Source organism: Leifsonia sp. KNZ13-11D (genome assembly GCF_056754895.1).
Window position 1 is genome coordinate 2,929,665 of the sequence record NZ_JBPGWU010000001.1, and the last position, 19,566, is coordinate 2,949,230.

The window sequence follows — 19,566 nt, forward strand, 5'->3', positions numbered from 1 at the left end:
GGGGCCGCGCCGGCCGGGATGCTCGGGGCGCGGCCCGCTCCGCGACTCGACTCGCGTCAGGCGGCGACGGCGCGCGGCGCGCGCGCCAGGTAGCCGAGCAGGAACGCGGCGAGCGCCGCGACGGTGACGACGGCTCCGGCGAGCGGCACGGCCACGGCTCCGCCTGCCGCCAGCGCGAGCGTTCCGATCGGCGGGGCGATGGCGATCCCGACGTACATCGCGGTGGAGTACCAGGAGAGGGCGAGCGCCGCGTTCTCCGGCTCCACGTGGACCAGCCGGTGCTGCACCGGGATGGCGATCGCGAATGCCGCGACGCCCCACAGCGCGAAGATCACGACCGACGCGACGAACGACGCCTCCGTCACCGCGAGCACGACCAGGGTGATCGCCTGCCCGGCGAGCGCCGAGGTCGCCACTGCCCTGCTGCCGAACCGGTCGGTGAGCGGGCCGGCCACGGCGTTGCCCGCCACGCCGGCGACGCCGTACGCCAGCAGCAGCACGGCGAGCAGCGCTCCCGATCCGCCGGTGGAGGCATGGGTCACCGCCGCCGAGAAGATGTAGACGATGTTGAAGCCGGCGATCATCAGAAGCGTCGTGGCGAGTGGGGCGACGATCCGCAGGTCGCCGAGCGGCGCGAGCCGCCGTCCGAGGGAGACCGCCGGCGGGACCGGCACGCCGTGCACCAGCAGCGGGATGGCGACCACGAGCACCGCCGCCAGCGCCACGATGCACCACAGCGCGAACCGCCAGCCGGCGACTCCGCCGACCGCGGTCCCGAGCGGCGACCCGACCGCCGTCGCGAGGGTGAACCCGGCGCCCACGATCGCGAGCGCCTGCCCGCGCTTGCCCGGCCGGGCGAGCGATGCGGCGGCGGCCGTCGCCGTCGGCACCAGGGCGGCCCCTCCGAGACCGGAGAACGTGCGGCCCGCGATGAACAGGGTGAGGTCGGGGGCGAGCGCCGAGACGGCGGTGCCGAGGGCGAAGACCCCGAGGCCTGCGGCCATCAGGGCGGCGCGAGGAACCCGCGGCAGCAGGATGGAGACCGCGGGTGCGGCGACGGCCACGACGAGGCTGTACGTGGTGATGGACCAGCTGACCTGCGTGGCGGTCGCCCCCAGGCCGCTCGCCACCTGGGGCAGCAGCCCGGCGATCACGAAGGCGTTCGTGCCGACCACGAACAGCGCGAGGGCGAGCACCAGGAGCGCGGGGAGCGATCTGCGGTACGATTGTTCGACGGATGTCATACCGTTACGGTACGACTATTGTTCGATGCTTGTCAAACAATTGGTGCGCATGACCGACTACCCCACCCCCGACATGTCCGAGGTGCAGCTCGTGGATGTGCTGCGCGCGGTCGGCGACCCCATCCGGCTGCAGATCGTGCGGGTGCTCGCCGACGGGCGCCCGCATCCGAAGACTCTCACCGAGTGGGGCGTCGATGTGCAGAAGTCGACCATGGCGCACCACTTCAAAACGCTGCGCGAGGCCGGCGTCACGCGCACCATCGTGTCCGGGCGCACGCACGAGATCCAGCTGCGGCGCGATGAGCTCGACGCCCGGTTCCCCGGGCTCGTGGAGGCGCTGCTGCGGGGCTGACGGCCTCAGCCGAGGGCTTCGTCGAGCTTCTGCTCGAGCTCCTCGAGGTCGAAGTAGTTGTTCACGACGATCACGTCCGCGTTGGTGCGGCCGATGCGGTCCACCAGCTCGGGCGAGGTGAGCACGACCTGCGCGTTCGCGGCCGCCTCCGCGATGTTGGCGGCATCGGAGGCCGTCACGTCGGCGTCGATGCCCAACCGGTCGAGGACGCGCTCCGCGTTGACCTTCAGGATGCCCGACGTTCCGACGCCGACCCCGCAGATGGCGACGATCTTCACCGCGCTGTCTCCTCCTCGCTCAGCGTGAGGATGCGCTGCACCTCCGCGACATCGGTGGCCGCCGCGAGCGCCGGGATGGCCTCCGGATCGTTGAAGACGTTGGCCAGCTCGGCCACGCTCGTCACGTGCGCCTCCGGGGTGGAGACGGCGAGACCGAGCACGACGGAGACGGGGTCGTTGTGGGGGTGACCGAACACCACCGGCTCGTCGAGGGTGACGACGGACAGGCCGTCCGCGTTCACGTCGGGCCCCGGACGGGCGTGCGCGAGCGCGAGCCCCGGAGCGATCACGATGTAGGCGCCGAACTCCTCGATCACCTGGATCATGCGCTGCCCGTACCCCTGCTCCGTCGCCCCGGAGCGCGCCAGCGCCTCCCCCGCCAGCTCGACCGCCTGGCGCCAGTCGACGGCGTGCGCGCCGACGGTGATGGCGGAATCAGGCAGCGGTGGCAGTGACATGAGTTCAGCGTAACGCCCGGTGGGTCAGGAACCCTCGAAACCTGCTGTGATGATCTCGGCCAGCTCCTCGCGCTCCTCGAGCGGCAGGAAAGCACCCGCGGCGGCGTTCAGCTGGAAGATCTCGAGGTCGGTCCGGTCGTACGCGAAGGCGTCCGCCAGCAGACTCAGCTCGCGCGTGAGGGTCGTGCCGCTCATGAGCCGGTTGTCGGTGTTCACGGTGACCCGGAAGCCCAGCTGGTAGAGCAGGTCGAACGGGTGGTCGAGGATGTCGTCTCCCCAGGCCGCGATGGCGCCGGTCTGCAGGTTGGAGGTCGGGCTCGTCTCGAGCGCGATCTCGCGATCCTTCACCCACTGCGACAGCGAGCCCAGCGTGACATAGGTGTTCTCGTCGTCCTGGCGCTCGATCGTGATGTCCTCGGCCAGCCGGACGCCGTGACCCAGCCGCAGCGCACGGCCGTCGAGCAGCGCACTCCTGATGCTGTCCAGGCCGTCGGCCTCGCCGGCGTGCACCGTGGCCGGGAAGAACTCGGAGGCGAGGTAGTCGAACGCCGCACGGTGGTTCGACGCCGGGAACCCGGCCTCGGGTCCGGCGATGTCGAAACCCACGACGCCGCGGTCGCGGTGACGGACGGCGAGCTCGGCGATCTCGAGGCCGCGGTCATTGTGACGCATAGCGGTCACCAGCTGGCCCACGCGGATGCGCCCACCGGCGCCGCGCACGTCCTGGATGCCCTGCTCGATGCCGTCCTGCACCGCCTCCACCGTCTCGTCGAGCGAGAGCCCGCGCGTCAGGTGCTGCTCCGGCGCCCAGCGGACCTCTCCGTAGACGACGCCGTCCTCGCCGAGGTCCTGGACGAACTCGCGGGCGACGCGGCTCAGACCCTCCCGCGTCTGCATGACCGCGGTGGTCAGGTCGAACGTCTTCAGGTACTCGACCAGCGAGCCGGAGTTGGACTTCTCGGCGAACCAGCGACCCAGCTCCGCCGCATCCTGGGCCGGGAGCTCGACGCCGGCCTCGTCGGCCAGCTCCAGCACGGTCGCCGGGCGGGGGCCGCCGTCGAGGTGGTCGTGGAGGGAGACCTTCGGAAGCGGACGGATCTCCGTGCCGTCGGCCAGCTCGTACTCGTTCCAGGCGTCGCTCATGGAGTTCAGCCTAGGCGATGCGGTCCGCGATCAGCGGGCCGCGCTCGAACGGGGTCCCTGCGGGCGCGATGCGATACGCGCCCTCCAGCGCCTCCAGCGCGCGCTCGAAGCGGGCGGGCTCGTCGGCGGACAGGGTGAAGAGCGGCTGGCCCGCACGGACCTCGTCCCCCGGCTTCGCGTGCAGGTCGATGCCCGCGGCGTGCTGCACCGGGTCCTGCTTGCGGGCGCGGCCGGCGCCGAGACGCCAGGCGGCGATGCCGAACGGCAGCGCCTGCTGCTCGACCAGCACACCGTCGCGCTCGGCGACCACCGTGTGGGTCTCCTTGGCCACCGGGAGGGCCGCATCGGGGTCGCCGCCCTGCGCGCGGATGACCTCGCGCCACTTGTCCATGGCGCGGCCGTCCTTCAGCGCCGCCTCGACGTCCTCGTCCGGACGCCCGGCGAGCGTCAGCATCTCGCGGGCGAGCGCAACGGTCAGCTCGACGATGTCGGCGGGGCCGCCGCCGGCGAGCACCTCGACCGACTCGCGGACCTCGTTGGCGTTGCCGATCGCGAGGCCGAGCGGCACGTTCATGTCGGTCAGCAGGGCGGAGGTCGCGACCCCGGCATCCCGGCCGAGTTCGACCATGGTTCGGGCGAGCTCGCGCGAGCGCTCGATGTCCTTCAGGAACGCGCCGGAGCCGAACTTCACGTCGAGCACGAGCGCACCGGTGCCCTCGGCGATCTTCTTCGACATGATCGAGGATGCGATCAGCGGGATGGCCTCGACCGTCCCGGTGATGTCGCGCAGCGCGTAGAGCTTGCCGTCCGCCGGGGCGAGGCCCGATCCGGCGGCGCAGATGACGCCGCCCTCGTTCCGCAGCTGGGCGAACATCTCCTCGGTGCTGAGGTCGGCGCGCCAGCCGGGGATGCTCTCCAGCTTGTCCAGCGTCCCGCCCGTGTGGCCGAGGCCGCGGCCGGAGAGCTGCGGCACCGCGACGCCGAACGTCGCCACCAGCGGCATCAGGGGCAGCGTGATCTTGTCGCCGACGCCTCCGGTGGAGTGCTTGTCCGCGGTCGGCTTGCCGAGCCCCGAGAAGTCCATCCGCTCGCCCGAGGCGATCATCGCGAGCGTCAGGTCTTTGATCTCGCGGCGCGTCATCCCGTTGAGGAAGATCGCCATGGTCATCGCCGACATCTGCTCGTCGCCGACGTAGCCGCGGGTGTACGCGTCCACGAGCCAGTCGATCTCGGCGGTGCCGAGCTCGCCGCGGTCGCGCTTGGTCCTGATCAGGTCGACGGCGTCGAACGCCTCGACCTCTCCTGCAAGATCGGTCACGAAGGTGTTCCTGTTCAGTCGTTCTCGTGCTCGGCCGCGTAGGCGGCGAGCTGGCGCGGCCCGAATGCGTCGGGCAGCACCTGGTCGATGGTGCGGATGCCGGACACCGTCTCCAGCAGCATCCCCTCGGCCGAGTGCTCGTAGAGCAGCTGACGGCAGCGGCCGCACGGCATCAGGATGTCGCCGTCGCCGTTCACGCAGGTGAAGGCGACGAGGTGGCCGCCGCCGCTCATCGCGAGCGACGACACCAGTCCGCACTCCGCGCACAGCGTCACGCCGTAGCTGGCGTTCTCGACGTTGCAGCCGCTGACGATCCGGCCGTCGTCGACGAGGGCCGCCGCCCCGACCGGGAACTTCGAGTACGGGACGTACGCGTGGTGCATCGCCTCGGTCGCTGCCGAGCGCAGCGCCTCCCAGTCGATCGCGTCGCTCATGACTTGATGTACGGCTTGCCGTCGGCTGCGGGCGCCCGTGAGAGCCCCACCAGCCCGGCCACCGCGAAGATCGTCACGACGTACGGGAGCATGAGCATGAACTCGCTGGGCACCGGCGAGCCGATGATGCCGAGCACGTTCTGCAGGTTGGAGGCGAAGCCGAACAACAGCGCGGCGAGGGTCGCCCGGATGGGGTCCCAGCGTCCGAAGATCACGGCCGCGAGGGCGATGAAGCCCTGACCGGCGGTCATCTCCTTCGAGAAGGCGCCGACCGATCCCAGCGTGAAGTACGCGCCGCCGAGCCCGGCGACCGCGCCGGCGAGGGAGACGTTCCAGAACCGCGTGCTGTTGACGTTGATGCCGACGGTGTCCGCGGCCTCAGGGTGCTCGCCGACCGAGCGGAGGCGCAGGCCCCAGCGGGTCTTGAACAGCCCGAACCACACCGCGAAGATCGCGATGTACATGAGGTACTCGATGATCGTCTGGTGGAACAGCACCGGGCCGATGATCGGGATATCGCTGAGCACCGGGATGGGCCACTCGGGCAGGCGCGGAGGGTGGTTGAGCAGCTGCGGGTCGCCCGCGAGCACGGTGGAGTAGAGGAAGCTCGTGAGGCCGGTGACCAGCACGTTCAGCACGACGCCGACGATGACCTGGTCGACCAGGTACTTGATCGAGAAGGCCGCGAGCACGAACGACACCAGGACCCCGGCGATCAGCGCGGCCAGCAGGCCGACCACCCAGCTGCCGGTGAGCGTCGCGGTCATCGCCGAGACGAAGGCGCCCGCGAGCAGCTGGCCCTCGATGGCGACGTTGACCACGCCGCCGCGCTCGGAGATCACGCCGCCCAGGGCGCCGAACACCAGGGGCACGGAGAGGCTGATCGTGCCGAGCAAGAGCCCCGTGACGGGCACCGGCAGCGCGCCCGACCCCGCCCAGGCGAGGAACGCGAACATGAACAGCAGGGCGAACACGATCACCAGCCAGATCGGCGTCTTGCGGGCGCGGTACGAGTAGTACGCGCTGAGCGCGGTCAGCGCCGCGAGCAGGATGGTGACGACGGTGGTGGTGACGAAGGTGTCGACGGTGAGGTTCGGGAGCTTGACCGCGTCGGAGGTCTCCGAGAAGCGGAAGGTGCTCTGTCCGTGCCGGGCGAAGCCGAAGAACAGCACGATGCTGATCACGACGAAGACGGCGAGGGCGATCGGGGCCTTCCAGGAGCGGATCTCCGCCTTCTCGAGGACGATCGGCGACGAGTCGGGGACGACTGGGGCGGTGGTGGTCACTTGGCCTCCACCTCCTTCGTGACGATGGGACCCGGTCTCCGGGGCGCGCTCCCCGGCTCGGGCAGACGGAAGATCGCGCGCACCAGCGGCGGCGCCGCGACGAACAGGACGATGAGCGACTGCAGGATCAGCACGATGTCGATCGGGATGTCGTTGGCCGCCTGGATGGTGTACCCGCCGGCCTTCAACGCGCCGAAGAGCAGACCCGCGATGAACACGCCCCACGGGCGCGAGCGGCCCAGCAGCGCGACCGTGATCGCGTCGAAGCCGATGCCCGCATCCACGCCGGAGCTGATGCCCGCGGGGAAGACCCCCAGCGCCTGGCTGGCGCCCGCGAGCCCGACCAGGCCACCGGCGATGAGCATCGCGTACACGTAGATGTTCTTGACGTTGATGCCCGCGACGCGCGCCGCGTTCGGATTCTCGCCGACCGCGCGGAAGCGGAAACCGAGGCTGGAGCGGTTGATCAGCCACCAGACGAACACGGTCGCGGCGATCACCAGGATGAACGCCCAGGTCAGGTTGTACTGCTCGCCGAACAGCGGGGGGAACACCGCGTTGGGGTGCACCGCCGGCGCCTTCGGGTTGTTGGAGCCCGGCGCCTGCAGAAGTCCCTGCGTACGCAGCATGTAGGCGATCAGGTAGAAGGCGATGTAGTTGAGCATGATCGTGACGATCACCTCGTGCGCGCCGGTCCGCGCCTTCAGGAGGCCGACGATGCCGGCCCAGACGGCGCCGCCGACGATGCCGGCGACGACAGCCAGCACCAGGTGCACGACGGGCGGCAGGTCGAACGAGAAGCCCACCCACGCGGAGGCCGCCGCGGCGATCAGGATCTGTCCCTGGCCACCGATGTTGAACAGTCCGACGCGGAACGCCAGCGCGACGCCGAGACCGCTGACGATCAGCGGGGTGGCGAACGTGAGGGTGTCCGTGAGCGGCCGGATCCCGGCCGAGAAGGTGGGGCGGCGGAAGTTGTAGATCGCGCCCTGGAACATCGACACGTAGGCGTTCGACACCGACGTCCAGATGGCCGAGAAGGTGTCTCCCGGACGGGCGAAGAAGTAGCCCGCCGCGCGCTGCACCTGCGGGTCGGTGACCGCGATCAGCACGGCTCCGACGACCAGCGCCAGCACGACGGCCAGCACCGAGATGATCACGGGCCCGCTCATGATGTCGCGGACCGCCCTGCTCCAGCGCGACGGCTCCCCGCCCTGGCCGCGCGCGGGGGCGGGGGCTCCCGGCTCGACGGGCTGGGCCGGCGCGGTGTCGGTCCCGGTCATGCTGCTGCTCCTGCCTGCTCCGGCGACTCGCCGGCCATCATCAGGCCGAGGACGTCACGAGACGTGTCCCCCGGCACGATTCCTACGATCCCCCCGCGGTACATCACGGCGATCCGGTCGGCCAGGGCGGCGACCTCGTCGAGCTCCGTCGAGACCACGATGACCGGGACCCCGGCGTCGCGGGTCTCGACGATGCGCTTGTGCACGAACTCGATCGATCCGACATCCAGGCCGCGCGTGGGCTGCGCCGCGACGAACAGGCGCAGCTCGCGGCTCAGCTCGCGGGCGAGCACCACCTTCTGCGCGTTGCCGCCGGAGAGCCGACCGACCTTCGTGTCGATGGACTGGGTGCGCACGTCGAACTCGCGCACCTTCTCCTCGGCGAAGTCCTTCAGGTACGAGAACTGGATGTTGCCGCCCTTGACGAACGGATCCCCGGTCGACCGGTCGAGCATCAGGTTCTCCTGGATGCTGAACTCGCCGACCAACCCGTCCTCGTTGCGGTCCTCCGGCACGAACCCGACGCCCGCGTCGAGCACCTTGCGCACGCTGTGACCCTGGATGGGCGTGCCGTCGAGGAGGATCTCGCCCTGGACCCGCGGCTGGAGGCCGATGATCGCCTCCGTCAGCTCGGTCTGCCCGTTGCCCTGGACGCCCGCGATGGCCAGGATCTCGCCGGCGCGCACCTCGAAGCTCACGTTGTTGACGACCAGCTGGCCGATCGGATCGATCACCGAGAGGTTCTTCACGACGAGCGCGGGGACGCCAGGGGTGGCGGCCTCCTTCTCGACGGTGAGCGAGACGGCGCGGCCGACCATCATCGAGGCGAGCTCGACGTTGGTCGCGGTCGGCTCGGCCTCGCCGATCACCTTGCCGAGGCGGATGACCGTGATCCGGTCGGCGACCTCGCGCACCTCGCGCAGCTTGTGGGTGATGAAGATGATCGCGGTGCCCTGCTCCTTGAGCTGGCGCATGATCGCCATCAGCTCGTCGGTCTCCTGCGGGGTCAGCACCGCCGTCGGCTCGTCGAAGACGAGCACCTTGGCATCCTGCGAGAGGGCCTTGATGATCTCGACGCGCTGCTGCACGCCGACCGGCAGGTCTTCCACCAGGGCGTCCGGGTCGACGTCGAAGCCGAACCGGGCGGAGATCTCGCGCACCTTCGCGCGAGCGGCTCCCAGGTCGAGGCGGCCGCCGAACTTCGTCTGCTCGTGACCGAGCATGACGTTCTCCGCGACCGTGAAGACCGGGATGAGCATGAAGTGCTGGTGCACCATGCCGATGCCGGCCTTCATCGCGTCACCCGGACCCGCGAACCGCTGGACGACGTCGTCGAGCAGGATCTCGCCCTCGTCGGCCTGGTAGAAACCGTAGAGCACGTTCATCAGGGTGGACTTGCCTGCGCCGTTCTCACCGAGCAGGCAGTGGATCTCGCCGGGTTCGACCGTGAGGTCGATGTGGTCGTTGGCGACCAGGGCACCGAACCGTTTGGTGATGCCGCGGAGTTCGAGCTTCATTCGGGTGGGTTCCTTCTCTTACTCGCCCGTGGGGAGCGCAGCGCCTTGTGGAGCGAAGAGCCGTGTTACGGAGAGGGGCACGCGGAACGGCTGGTGGCCTCGTCGCGCCTCCTCACCCTACCTTTCTGCACATATGTCAGTGTGTGCTCAGATGAGCATCCCGGACAAGTGCGGAACGCAACGGGGAGGCCAGCCGTGGCTGACCTCCCCGTCGATGCGTTCTGGTCGCTGATTACTGCTTCGGCGACGAGGGCGACGTGACCTTGATCGAGCCGTCGATGATGCCGGCCTTGATCTTGTCGAGCTCGCCCTGCAGGCCCGAGTCCACCTTCGAGGCGAAGTCGTGGAACGGCGCGATGCCGACGCCGTCGTTCTTCAGCGTGCCCACGTACGGGGTCGCGTCGAACTTGCCCTTGGCGGCCTGGGTGACGACGTCGTTGGTCGCCGGCTTCATGCCCTTCATGACCGAGGTGAGGAGCAGGTCCTTCACGGTCGGGTCGGACTCGTAGACGTCGGCGTCGACGCCGATCATCGCGATCGGCTTGCCGGAGTCCTTGATCGCCTGCGCGGCCGACTGGTAGATCGGGCCGCCGACCGGCATGATGACGTCGGCGTTCTGGTCGATGATGCCCTGAGCCGTGTTCTTCGCGGTCTCGTTGGCGTCGAAGCCACCGGTGAACGAGCCGTTCTGCTTGTCGACATCCCAGCCGACGACCTTGACCGACTTGCCCTTCTGGTCGTTGAAGTACTTCACACCGTCGGCGAAGCCGTCCATGAAGATGGTGACCGTCGGGATCTGCATGCCGCCGAAGGTGCCGACGATACCGGTCTTCGAGTAGCTGGCGGCGGCGTAGCCGGCCAGGAACGCGGCCTGAGCCGTGTCGAAGATGATCGGCTTGACGTTCTTCGCCTGGATCTCGTTGTCGTCGATGATCGCGAAATCGACATCCGGGTTCGCCTTCGCGGCCTTCTCCGTCGCATCCTTGAGAAGGAAGCCGACCGTCACGACGAGGTTGCAGTTCGCGTTGACCATGCTGTCGATGTTCGGAGCGAAGTCGTTCTCGCTCTTCGACTCGGCCGACTTGTACTTCACGTTCAGCGACTTCGCGGCCTGCTGCAGACCCTCGTAGCCGAGCTGGTTGAACGAGTGGTCGTCGAATCCACCGGAGTCGGAGACCATGCAGGGCTGGAAGTCGCTCTTCGCGGCGCCGCCGGACGAGCTGTCCGACGGGGCAGCCGAGCACGCGGCGAGCAGCGACATGACGCCGATCGCCGCCAGGCCGACGAGGCCGGCCTTACGGGCTGTGATTGTCAAGGTGATTCCTCCAAGATGCGTAGCCGCGCGGGTAATCGCAGGCTTCTGCGGTTCACGTTACCGAATGTGACGAACCACTCCGTTCGAAAATCCGGGTTCTTCATGCAAGCGTTACAAACGCTCACCCGGTTGGCACGTGCTCATTCGAGCAGGCTGTCACCCGTTCGGGAGCGGCGGTTCAGAGCCAGCCGCGCCGCTTGAAGATCGAGTACAGCAGCCCGCTCAGTCCGACCATCGCGAGCACCGCGAGGGGGTAGCCCAGCGGCCACTCCAGCTCGGGCATGTGCGTGAAGTTCATGCCGTAGATGCTCGCGATCAGGGTCGGGGCGAACAGGATCGCAGCCCACGACGAGATCTTCTTGACCTCCTCGCCCTGGCGGTGGCTCGAGTGCGCCAGCCGGGTCATCTCCTCGTTCTGCCGCTCCGACACCAGGGTCGAGTTCACCGTGAGGATGTCGCGCAGCAGATAGCGGAACGCGTCCACCCGCTCGTTGACCTGGGTGAGGTGGTCGGCGACGTCGCGCAGGCGCCTCTCCAGCTCCTGCGTCACGCCGTACTTCGCCGAGCCGCGTTCGAGCGCCAGCATGACGGCCGAGAGGGGATGCGTGGCCCGCTGGAAGTCGATCACCTCGCGCGACAGCTCGTAGATGCGCCGCGAGACCAGGGCGTCGCCGCCGAACACCTGCGTCTCGATCTCGTCGATGTCGTTGGCGAGACCGGCGACGACCGGGCTGTAGGCATCCACGACGGCGTCGATGATCGCGTACAGGATGGCCTGCGGGCCGAGGGCGAGGAGCTCCGGCTCCCCCTCCATGCGCTGGCGCACGTGGGACAGGTCGGGCGACTCGCTGTGACGGACGGTGATGACGAAGTTGCGTCCGACGAAGAGGTGCAGCTCGCCGAAGTCGACCTCCTCGGGCGCGTCCAGGTAGTTGGCCGCCTTGAGCACGACGAAGAGGACGGTGTCGTAGCGCTCCAGCTTCGGCCGCTGGTGGGCGACGATGGCGTCCTCGATCGCCAGCGGGTGCAGGTTGAACTCCTCCGACAGCGAGAGCAGCTCCTGCTCGCTCGGCCGGTAGAGGCCGATCCAGGCGACACCGCCCGGCGTGCGGTCGAGCGCCGTGTAGGTCTCGGCGAGGGTGGTCGGGGAGGCGACGCGCACGCCGTCGGCGTAGATGGCGCTGTCGACCATGCTGCGCCGGCCGGGCGCGAGATCGGTGTGCTGCTGGGCGACCGCGGGCGACGGAGGCTCGACCCGGCGGGTCCTGGTCACGAAGGGCATGGGGATGCCGCGTCGATTCATGTTGGCCATCGGTCACCTCCGAGGGTCGCGAGAGTGCAAGGCGGGCGGCCCGCTGGGGCCACCTAACTGTACGCTCCCACCCCGCTGACGGCACTCAGGATCACACGCTCGTAGTGCCCGGTGAGTTCCCGGCAGACCACGTCCCAGCTCCGGCCGAGCACCGCCCGGCGGCCGGCCTCGCCCATCCTGCGCCGGAGAGCGCCGTCGTGGATGAGCATCGACACCGCCGCGCGGAGCGCCCGGTCATCCGGTGGAGGGAAGAGGAGTCCGTCCACACCGTGGTCGACGAGGTCGATCGGGCCGCCCGCCCGCGGGGCGATCACCGGGAGCCCGGAAGCGTGCGCCTCCTGCACCGTCTGCCCGAAGGTCTCCTCGGAGCCCGTGTGCACGAAGAGGTCGAATGCGGCGTACGCGGCCGCGAGGTCGTCGCCGCCCAGCCGGCCGAGCCAGTGCACGTGCACCCCGCGCAGCTCGCGCGCCACCGCGTCGCGCGACGGGCCGTCCCCGACGATGGCGACCGAGACCCCGCCGATTCCCCGCAACGCCCGCAGCCGCTCCACCTGCTTCTCCGGGGCGATGCGGCCGACATAGCCCACGACCGTCTCGCCGTCCGGCGACAGGCGCTCCCGGAGCGCGGCCGCCGCGGGCGTCCTCCTCTTATTCGGGTGGTAGCGCTCCAGGTCGACACCGCGCCCCCAGCGGCCCACCCGGCTGACCCCGGCCGTGCGGAGGTCGTACTCGCTCGCCGCGGACGGGGCGAGCGTCAGGTCGGCGCCCTCGTGGACCCAGCGGACGTACTTCCACGCGATCGCCGAGGTGACGCCGAGGCCGTTGCGCCGGGCGAAGCCGGCGACGTCCGTCTGGTAGATCGCGACGGACGGGACGCCGAGCCGGTTGGCCGCGGCGATCGCCTGCGCGCCGAGGAAGAAGGGGGATGCCGCGTGCAGCACGTCCGGCCCGAACCCCGAGAGGATGCGCTGCACCTGCGGGCCCGGCAGCCCCACCGGGAACTGACGGTAGGCGATCGACGGCACCTGGTGGATGCGGAATCCGGCGTACTCGGCCGGGGCGCCCGCATCCGGGCAGATCACGATCGCCTCGTGACCGCGCCCCGCGAGGTGGTCCAGCACCCGCAGCACACTCGTCGTGACCCCGTTCACCGTGGGGAGGAAGCTCTCGCTGACCAGCGCGACCCGCATGGCTTCACGCTAGGGTCGGCCGATGTCGTGACCGTGAACGGCCGGTGTCCGGCACCGCTCGGTATCCTTTCGGCATGACGCAGCAGCGCAGGATCACCCAGGGGCCTCCCATCGACCGCTTCTACAGCGTGATCCCGGCCGGAGGTATCGGCTCCCGGCTGTGGCCGCTGTCGCGCGCGGACGCCCCGAAGTTCCTCCACGACCTGACCGGTTCCGGCCAGACGCTGCTCCGCGACACCTGGGACCGGCTGGCCCCGCTCTCGGGCGAGCAGCGCATCATGGTGGTCACCGGGCGCGCGCACCGGCTGGCCGTCGAACGGCAGCTGCCCGCCCTGGCGGATCCGAACGTCGTGCTGGAGTCGGAGCCGCGGGACTCCACCGCCGCCATCGGCCTGGCGGCCGCCATCCTCGAGCGTCGCGAGCCCGGCGTGATCATCGGCTCGTTCGCCGCGGACCATGTCATCAAGAACCTGCCGCTGTTCCAGTCTGCCGTGCGCGAGGCGGCGGCATCGGCCGAGGCCGGGTACATCACGACCATCGGAATCCGTCCGACGGAGCCGGCGGTCGGCTTCGGCTACATCCACTACGGCGACCGGCTGGAGATCGACGGCGCTCCGAGCGCCCTGGCGGTGGACTCCTTCAAGGAGAAGCCCGACCTGGAGACCGCCGAGCGCTACCTCGCGAACGGCTCCTACCTCTGGAACGCCAGCATGTTCATCTCGCGCGCCGACCGGCTGCTCGAGGAGATCGGCCGCAACAAGCCGCAGCTGCTCGCGGGGCTGCTCGAACTCGCCGAGGTCTGGGACGACCCGGCGGCTCGCGGGCCCGCGGTCGACCGCATCTGGCCGGGGCTGGAGAAGATCGCCATCGACTACACGGTCGCGGAGCCTGCTGCCGCGGCCGGCCGGCTCGCCGTCATCCCCGGCTACTTCGACTGGGACGACGTGGGCGACTTCGCCTCGCTCGCCAAGCTCAACTCCGGCGGCCGCAAGTCGGATCTCGCCATCCTGGGCGAGAACGCCCGCGTGCTGGCGGACTCGTCGAGCGGCATCGTCGTCAGCCAGAGCGGCCGGGTCATAAGCCTCATCGGCGTGAAGGACATCGTGGTCGTCGACACGCCCGACGCCCTGCTCGTCACCACGAGCGAGAACGCTCAGCGGGTGAAGTCGGTGGTGGACGCGCTGAAGATCACCGGCTCCACCGACGTGCTGTAGGCCGCCGGGTCAGTCGACGACCGACGGGCCGTTCTGGATCTCCTGCACCAGCCGCGAGATCTCCTCCTGCGGCAGCTCGATCCCCGCCTCCGCCAGCCGCTGCTTCAGCAACCGCTCGCTGTCCTCCGACCCGCGCAGCTGCATGTCGGCGCGCACCTGCTCGACGATGCCCGCCACCTTCGACTGGTCGCTGGCATCGCTCGCGCCCTGCATGATCGGTTCGTCCTGGGTCATACGGTGGACGGTACGCCGCGAGCGTCCCGGCGTCGAGGCCGAGTTATCTCGACGTCGAGATAACTGAGGTCACCCTAAGAGGCGTCCGGTGCGCACGCGGCATAGACTTGCGCTGCGCTCACCGCGCCCCGATGAAGCGAATCGCAACCAGGGAGGGTTGTCCCGTGTCAGACCAAGCGACAGGGACGCTGCAGCCGGCCAAGACCCGGCCCGGCGGCACACTGTACCGAGGCCGCGAGGGGATGTGGTCGTGGGTCCTCCACCGCATCACCGGTGTGGCCATCTTCTTCTTCCTTCTGGTCCACATCCTGGACACGTCGCTCATCCGTGTGAGCCCCGAGGCCTACAACGCGGTGATCGGCACGTACAAGAACCCGATCATGGGATTCGGCGAGATGGCACTCGTCGCGGCGATCATCTTCCATGCCTTCAACGGCATCCGGATCATCCTGATCGACTTCTGGAGCAAGGGCGTCAAGTACCAGAAGGCCATGTTCTGGATCGTCATCGCGCTCTGGGTGATCCTGATGGCCGGCTTCGTGCCGACCCAGCTCATCCACATCTTCTCGGAGGTGAACTGACGTGACGACCATCGAGGCGCCGCGCACCCCCGCCGCCCGCAGCTCCCGCGGCAAGAACTGGGAGAAGTGGGGCTGGGTCTACATGCGGTTCTCCGGCCTGCTGCTGGTGATCCTGATCTTCGGCCACCTGCTCATCAACCTGGTGCTGGGCGACGGCGTGAAGCAGATCGACTTCGCCTTCGTCGCCGGCAAGTACGCCACGCCGTTCTGGCAGGTCTGGGACCTCCTGATGCTGTGGCTCGCCCTCATCCACGGCGGCAACGGGATGCGCACGCTCGTCAACGACTACGCCTACAACCGCGTCGTCAACCGCATCCTCAAGTGGGCCATCCTGGCCGCGGTCGTCGTGCTGGTCGTGCTCGGGACGCTCGTGATCTTCACGTTCGACCCGTGCCCGGCGGGCGCGGCGGCGTCCGACCTGCCGTCGTTCTGCCCCGCGCACTGAGCCCCGCATCCTGACCCAGCGACGAATCGACACGGAAACCCTGTGACATCTGAAGCCATTGAATCCACCGTCATCGACGGCGTCCATTACCACGAGTTCGACATCGTCATCGTCGGCGCCGGTGGCGCCGGGATGCGCGCGGCGATCGAAGCGGGCCCCCACGCCCGCACGGCCGTCATCTCGAAGCTCTACCCCACCCGCTCGCACACGGGCGCGGCGCAGGGCGGCATGGCCGCGGCGCTCGCGAACGTCGAGGAGGACAGCTGGGAGTGGCACACCTTCGACACGGTGAAGGGCGGCGACTACCTGGTCGACCAGGACGCGGCGGAGATCCTCGCGAAGGAGGCCATCGACGCGGTCATCGACCTGGAGAACATGGGCCTGCCGTTCAACCGCACGCCCGAGGGCAAGATCGACCAGCGCCGCTTCGGCGGCCACACCCGCGACCACGGCAAGGCGCCCGTGCGCCGGGCCTGCTACGCCGCCGACCGCACCGGCCACATGATCCTGCAGACGCTGTTCCAGAACTGCGTCAAGCTCGGCATCAACTTCTTCAACGAGTTCTACGTGCTCGACGTGATCATGAACGAGGTGGATGGGGTCGCGCAGCCGGCCGGCGTCGTCGCATACGAACTGTCCACCGGCGAGCTGCACGTCTTCCACTCGAAGGCGATCATCTTCGCGACCGGCGGCTTCGGCAAGATCTTCAAGACCACCTCCAACGCCCACACGCTGACCGGCGACGGCGTCGGCATCATCTGGCGCAAGGGCCTGCCGCTGGAGGACATGGAGTTCTTCCAGTTCCACCCGACCGGCCTGGCCGGGCTGGGCATCCTCCTCACCGAGGGCGCCCGCGGCGAGGGCGCGATCCTCCGCAACGCCTCCGGCGAGCGGTTCATGGAGCGCTACGCCCCCACCATCAAAGACCTGGCGCCGCGCGACATCGTCGCCCGCTGCATGGTCCAGGAGGTCGCGGAGGGCCGCGGCGCCGGACCGCACAAGGACTACGTGCTGCTCGACTGCACACACCTCGGCGCCGAGGTGCTCGAGACCAAGCTCCCCGACATCACCGAGTTCGCGCGCACCTACCTCGGCGTCGACCCGGTGGTCGAGCCGGTCCCGGTGATGCCGACCGCCCACTACGCCATGGGCGGCATCCCGACCAACACGGCCGCGGAGGTGCTGCGCGACAACACGACCGTCGTCCCCGGGCTCTACGCCGCCGGCGAGTGCGCCTGCGTGTCGGTGCACGGCTCCAACCGCCTCGGCACGAACTCGCTGCTCGACATCAACGTCTTCGGCAAGCGCGCGGGGAACAACGCGGTCGAGTACATCAAGACCGCCGAGTTCGTCCCGCTGCCGGAAGACCCGGCCGCCGCCGTCCGCAGCATGATCGGCGACCTGCGCGGCTCCACCGGCACGGAGCGCATCGCCGCCATCCGCAAGGAGCTGCAGGACGAGATGGACCGGAACGCGCAGGTGTTCCGCACGGACGAATCCCTCGCCAAGGTCACCGAGACCATCCACCAGCTGCGCGAGCGCTACCGCAACGTGCAGGTGCAGGACAAGGGCAAGCGCTACAACACCGACCTGCTGGAGGCCGTCGAGCTCGGCTTCCTGCTCGACCTCGCCGAGGTCGTCGTCTACTCCGCGCGCAACCGCAAGGAGTCGCGCGGCGGCCACATGCGCGACGACTTCCCGAAGCGCGACGACGAGAACTACATGAAGCACACGATGGCCTACCTCACCGGCGACCCGCACTCGTCGGATGCCGCAGACCACATCACGCTCGACTGGAAGCCCGTCGTGGTGACCCGCTACCAGCCGATGGAGAGGAAGTACTGATGTCGAACGCCGTGCTCGAGACTCCCCCGGCCCCCGAGGCCCCGGTCCAGTCGTTCACCGTGACGCTCATCATCCGCCGCTTCGACCCGGATGTGGACACCGAGCCGCGCTGGCAGGACTTCGACGTCGAGCTGTTCCCGACCGACCGCATCCTCGACGCCCTGCACAAGATCAAGTGGGAGCAGGACGGCTCGCTCACCTTCCGCCGCTCGTGCGCGCACGGCATCTGCGGATCCGACGCCATGCGCATCAACGGCCGCAACCGCCTGGCCTGCAAGACGCTGATCAAGGACCTCGACATCTCGAAGCCGATCTACGTCGAGGCGATCAAGGGCCTGCCGCTCGAGAAGGACCTCATCGTCGACATGGAGCCGTTCTTCGAGTCGTACCGCGAGGTGCAGCCGTTCCTCGTCGCCAACTCGAAGCCCGAAAAGGGCAAGGAGCGCATCCAGTCGGTCGCCGACCGCGCCCGCTTCGACGACACCACCAAGTGCATCCTCTGCGCCGCGTGCACCTCGTCGTGCCCGGTGTTCTGGACCGACGGCCAGTACTTCGGCCCGGCCGCCATCGTCAACGCGCACCGCTTCATCTTCGACTCGCGCGACGACAACTCGCAGGTGCGCCTCGACATCCTCAACGACAAGGAAGGCGTGTGGCGCTGCCGCACGACCTTCAACTGCACCGACGCGTGCCCCCGCGGCATCCAGGTCACCCAGGCGATCGCCGAGGTGAAGCAGGCCATCATGCGCGGAAAGCGCTGATCCGGCCGGCAACGGATCGACGACGGCCCGCCCCGCATCGGGGCGGCCCGCCGCTGCATCTCCGAGGGGTGCGGCCGCTCGCTATCCTGACGGCGTGGCCAAGAAGTCCCGAGGCGAGCCCTCCCCGCCGGACCCGGACCTCCAGCGCGCCGCGGGCAACGTGGAGGCGGGCGCCGACGAGTCGCTGAGGGAGCGCCTGGTGGAGCGCGCGGACCCGCTGGTCCGCCGGTTCGAGCGCCCGGTCGCCCGTGTCTCGGGATGGGCCAAATGGGTGAAGGCCCTGCGGCCGTACCGCGTGTACATCAACTACTCGTACTCGGACGGCAACCTGCGCGCCGCCGGGATGGGCTACCAGTCGCTGTTCGCGGTGTTCGCCGCCGTCTGGGTGGGGTTCTCGGTCGCGAGCTTCTGGCTCTCCGGCAACGAGGCGGTGTTCGACGCCCTCATCGCCCTGATCAACCGCGCGGTTCCCGGCCTCATCGAGACCACCGGCACCGTCGGCGTGATCCCGCAGGAGCAGCTGCGCAACGCGTCCTCCTTCGGCTGGACGGGCGTCATCGCCGCCATCGGCCTGATCTGGACCGCGATCGGCTGGCTCTACTACACGCGGCAGGCGGTCCGCGCGGTGTTCCGGCTGAGCCGCGACACCACCAGCTACGTGCTGCAGAAGGTGCGCGACCTGGGCCTGGCGCTGGTGTTCGGCGTCCTGTTCTTCGCCTCCGCGCTGCTCACCATCGTGAGCACGCAGGCGCTGACGCTCCTCCTCGACCTGACCGGGCTCTCGTCCGACTCGTTCTGGACCAACGCCGTCGCCCGGTTCTCGGGCCTCGTCGTGTCGGTCGCGCTCAACATCGTGACCCTCGGGGCGATGTTCCGGGTCATGTCGCGCGTCGCCATCCCGTGGCGCAACCTGTTCTTCGGCGCGCTGCTCGGCGCGCTCGTGCTCGCCGGGCTGAGCGCCCTCGGCGGTCTGCTGCTCCGGGGCGCGTACAAGAACCCGCTGCTGGCGACCTTCGCCGTCTTCATCGGCCTGCTCCTCTGGTTCAACCTCATCTCGCGCGTCATCCTGCTGTCCGCGTCGTGGATCGCGATCGGGATGTTCGACCGCGGTCTGTCGCCGCGCGCCGTCACCCCGGAGGAGGCCGCGGCGGAACGCGCCGCCGCCGAGCACGAGGCGCGCGTGCTCGTCGCCCGGTCGGAGCTGGCGCAGGCGCAGGACGACCTGGCGACGGCCAGCTGGTACGCGCGCCTCCCCGCGCAGCGCCGTGTCGCCCGGGCGGAGCAACGGCTGGGCGACCTCCTCGACGGGGACGCGCTCGGCCGATCCGGTGTCGGCACCCCCCGGTAGGCTGGAGG

General features: G+C 69.4%; 20 protein-coding genes. 7 read left to right on the plus strand and 13 right to left on the minus strand.

Features of this window, described 5'->3' with window-relative positions; genetic code table 11:
- Positions 1-56 precede the first annotated feature (56 nt).
- On the minus strand, positions 57-1,244 hold the full coding sequence (locus ACR9Y5_RS14440) for an MFS transporter (RefSeq protein WP_481298588.1): 1,188 nt from the start codon (positions 1,242-1,244) through the stop codon (positions 57-59).
- Positions 1,245-1,293: 49 nt separating this feature from the next.
- Here ACR9Y5_RS14440 and ACR9Y5_RS14445 point away from each other — a divergent pair, with 49 nt between their 5' ends.
- On the plus strand, positions 1,294-1,596 hold the full coding sequence (locus tag ACR9Y5_RS14445; protein ID WP_310134584.1) for an ArsR/SmtB family transcription factor: 303 nt from the start codon (positions 1,294-1,296) through the stop codon (positions 1,594-1,596).
- 5 nt (positions 1,597-1,601) lie between these two features.
- On the opposite strand, the gene ACR9Y5_RS14450 is transcribed toward ACR9Y5_RS14445, so the two are convergent.
- From ACR9Y5_RS14450 to ACR9Y5_RS14500, 11 genes are all read right to left on the minus strand, one after another.
- Entirely contained in the window at positions 1,602-1,874 is a 273-nt protein-coding gene (locus ACR9Y5_RS14450; RefSeq protein WP_481298589.1) for a PTS sugar transporter subunit IIB, read from the minus strand.
- On the minus strand, positions 1,871-2,332 hold the full coding sequence (locus ACR9Y5_RS14455; protein ID WP_481298590.1) for a PTS sugar transporter subunit IIA: 462 nt from the start codon (positions 2,330-2,332) through the stop codon (positions 1,871-1,873). Before ACR9Y5_RS14455 ends, ACR9Y5_RS14450 begins: the two co-directional genes overlap by 4 nt.
- A 24-nt stretch (positions 2,333-2,356) precedes the next feature.
- Positions 2,357-3,475, minus strand: coding sequence for an adenosine deaminase (locus ACR9Y5_RS14460; RefSeq protein WP_481298591.1), 1,119 nt, complete (start codon positions 3,473-3,475; stop codon positions 2,357-2,359).
- Positions 3,476-3,485: 10 nt separating this feature from the next.
- On the minus strand, positions 3,486-4,793 hold the full coding sequence (locus ACR9Y5_RS14465; RefSeq protein WP_481298592.1) for a thymidine phosphorylase: 1,308 nt from the start codon (positions 4,791-4,793) through the stop codon (positions 3,486-3,488).
- Between the two features lie 14 nt (positions 4,794-4,807).
- Complete coding sequence (locus ACR9Y5_RS14470) at positions 4,808-5,227, minus strand: cytidine deaminase (RefSeq protein ID WP_481298593.1); 420 nt, start codon at positions 5,225-5,227, stop codon at positions 4,808-4,810.
- Entirely contained in the window at positions 5,224-6,513 is a 1,290-nt protein-coding gene (locus ACR9Y5_RS14475; protein ID WP_481298594.1) for an ABC transporter permease, read from the minus strand. Before ACR9Y5_RS14475 ends, ACR9Y5_RS14470 begins: the two co-directional genes overlap by 4 nt.
- Positions 6,510-7,796, minus strand: coding sequence for an ABC transporter permease (locus ACR9Y5_RS14480; protein ID WP_481298595.1), 1,287 nt, complete (start codon positions 7,794-7,796; stop codon positions 6,510-6,512). The genes ACR9Y5_RS14475 and ACR9Y5_RS14480 overlap by 4 nt, the downstream gene beginning before the upstream one ends.
- Complete coding sequence (locus ACR9Y5_RS14485; protein WP_481298596.1) at positions 7,793-9,313, minus strand: ABC transporter ATP-binding protein; 1,521 nt, start codon at positions 9,311-9,313, stop codon at positions 7,793-7,795. Before ACR9Y5_RS14485 ends, ACR9Y5_RS14480 begins: the two co-directional genes overlap by 4 nt.
- Positions 9,314-9,545: 232 nt before the next feature.
- The gene (locus ACR9Y5_RS14490; protein WP_481298597.1) at positions 9,546-10,628 is read right to left on the minus strand and encodes a BMP family lipoprotein; all 1,083 of its coding nucleotides are present in this window, start codon (positions 10,626-10,628) and stop codon (positions 9,546-9,548) included.
- Between the two features lie 178 nt (positions 10,629-10,806).
- Positions 10,807-11,940 carry a magnesium and cobalt transport protein CorA gene (locus tag ACR9Y5_RS14495; RefSeq protein WP_481298598.1) on the minus strand — a complete coding sequence of 378 codons (1,134 nt, stop codon included), beginning with the start codon at positions 11,938-11,940 and terminating at the stop codon, positions 10,807-10,809.
- Between the two features lie 53 nt (positions 11,941-11,993).
- Positions 11,994-13,130 carry a glycosyltransferase family 4 protein gene (locus ACR9Y5_RS14500; protein ID WP_481298599.1) on the minus strand — a complete coding sequence of 379 codons (1,137 nt, stop codon included), beginning with the start codon at positions 13,128-13,130 and terminating at the stop codon, positions 11,994-11,996.
- Positions 13,131-13,204: 74 nt separating this feature from the next.
- Here ACR9Y5_RS14500 and ACR9Y5_RS14505 point away from each other — a divergent pair, with 74 nt between their 5' ends.
- A complete protein-coding gene (locus ACR9Y5_RS14505) occupies positions 13,205-14,344 on the plus strand; it encodes a mannose-1-phosphate guanylyltransferase (protein ID WP_481298600.1) in 1,140 nt (379 codons plus the stop codon).
- A gap of 9 nt (positions 14,345-14,353) precedes the next feature.
- On the opposite strand, the gene ACR9Y5_RS14510 is transcribed toward ACR9Y5_RS14505, so the two are convergent.
- A complete protein-coding gene (locus ACR9Y5_RS14510) occupies positions 14,354-14,578 on the minus strand; it encodes a hypothetical protein (RefSeq protein WP_481298601.1) in 225 nt (74 codons plus the stop codon).
- Between the two features lie 188 nt (positions 14,579-14,766).
- On the opposite strand from ACR9Y5_RS14510, the gene sdhC reads away from it, so the two are divergent.
- The 5 genes from sdhC to ACR9Y5_RS14535 all read left to right on the plus strand — a co-directional run bounded on the left by sdhC (position 14,767) and on the right by ACR9Y5_RS14535 (position 19,558).
- Positions 14,767-15,159 carry a succinate dehydrogenase, cytochrome b556 subunit gene (gene sdhC / locus ACR9Y5_RS14515; protein ID WP_481299591.1) on the plus strand — a complete coding sequence of 131 codons (393 nt, stop codon included), beginning with the start codon at positions 14,767-14,769 and terminating at the stop codon, positions 15,157-15,159.
- Between the two features lies 1 nt (position 15,160).
- Positions 15,161-15,604 (plus strand): succinate dehydrogenase hydrophobic membrane anchor subunit, encoded by a 444-nt coding sequence (locus tag ACR9Y5_RS14520; protein WP_481298602.1) that lies wholly within the window; start codon positions 15,161-15,163, stop codon positions 15,602-15,604.
- 42 nt (positions 15,605-15,646) lie between these two features.
- Positions 15,647-17,449 carry a succinate dehydrogenase flavoprotein subunit gene (sdhA, locus tag ACR9Y5_RS14525; RefSeq protein ID WP_481298603.1) on the plus strand — a complete coding sequence of 601 codons (1,803 nt, stop codon included), beginning with the start codon at positions 15,647-15,649 and terminating at the stop codon, positions 17,447-17,449.
- Positions 17,449-18,210: a succinate dehydrogenase iron-sulfur subunit gene (locus ACR9Y5_RS14530; protein WP_481298604.1), complete on the plus strand. Its 762-nt coding sequence runs from the start codon at positions 17,449-17,451 to the stop codon at positions 18,208-18,210. Before sdhA ends, ACR9Y5_RS14530 begins: the two co-directional genes overlap by 1 nt.
- 94 nt (positions 18,211-18,304) lie before the next feature.
- Positions 18,305-19,558 (plus strand): YihY/virulence factor BrkB family protein, encoded by a 1,254-nt coding sequence (locus ACR9Y5_RS14535; protein WP_481298605.1) that lies wholly within the window; start codon positions 18,305-18,307, stop codon positions 19,556-19,558.
- Positions 19,559-19,566: the final 8 nt, after the last annotated feature.

What these genes read in the sequence shown, in the direction of transcription:
- ACR9Y5_RS14440 (WP_481298588.1), bottom strand. Translation starts at nt 1,244, where the DNA reads ATGACATCCGTCGAACAATCGTACCGCAGATCGCTCCCCGCGCTCCTG.
- ACR9Y5_RS14445 (WP_310134584.1), top strand. Translation starts at nt 1,294, where the DNA reads ATGACCGACTACCCCACCCCCGACATGTCCGAGGTGCAGCTCGTGGAT.
- ACR9Y5_RS14455 (WP_481298590.1), bottom strand. Translation starts at nt 2,332, where the DNA reads ATGTCACTGCCACCGCTGCCTGATTCCGCCATCACCGTCGGCGCGCAC.
- ACR9Y5_RS14460 (WP_481298591.1), bottom strand. Translation starts at nt 3,475, where the DNA reads ATGAGCGACGCCTGGAACGAGTACGAGCTGGCCGACGGCACGGAGATC.
- ACR9Y5_RS14470 (WP_481298593.1), bottom strand. Translation starts at nt 5,227, where the DNA reads ATGAGCGACGCGATCGACTGGGAGGCGCTGCGCTCGGCAGCGACCGAG.
- ACR9Y5_RS14480 (WP_481298595.1), bottom strand. Translation starts at nt 7,796, where the DNA reads ATGACCGGGACCGACACCGCGCCGGCCCAGCCCGTCGAGCCGGGAGCC.
- ACR9Y5_RS14485 (WP_481298596.1), bottom strand. Translation starts at nt 9,313, where the DNA reads ATGAAGCTCGAACTCCGCGGCATCACCAAACGGTTCGGTGCCCTGGTC.
- ACR9Y5_RS14495 (WP_481298598.1), bottom strand. Translation starts at nt 11,940, where the DNA reads ATGGCCAACATGAATCGACGCGGCATCCCCATGCCCTTCGTGACCAGG.
- ACR9Y5_RS14500 (WP_481298599.1), bottom strand. Translation starts at nt 13,130, where the DNA reads ATGCGGGTCGCGCTGGTCAGCGAGAGCTTCCTCCCCACGGTGAACGGG.
- ACR9Y5_RS14505 (WP_481298600.1), top strand. Translation starts at nt 13,205, where the DNA reads ATGACGCAGCAGCGCAGGATCACCCAGGGGCCTCCCATCGACCGCTTC.
- ACR9Y5_RS14510 (WP_481298601.1), bottom strand. Translation starts at nt 14,578, where the DNA reads ATGACCCAGGACGAACCGATCATGCAGGGCGCGAGCGATGCCAGCGAC.
- ACR9Y5_RS14530 (WP_481298604.1), top strand. Translation starts at nt 17,449, where the DNA reads ATGTCGAACGCCGTGCTCGAGACTCCCCCGGCCCCCGAGGCCCCGGTC.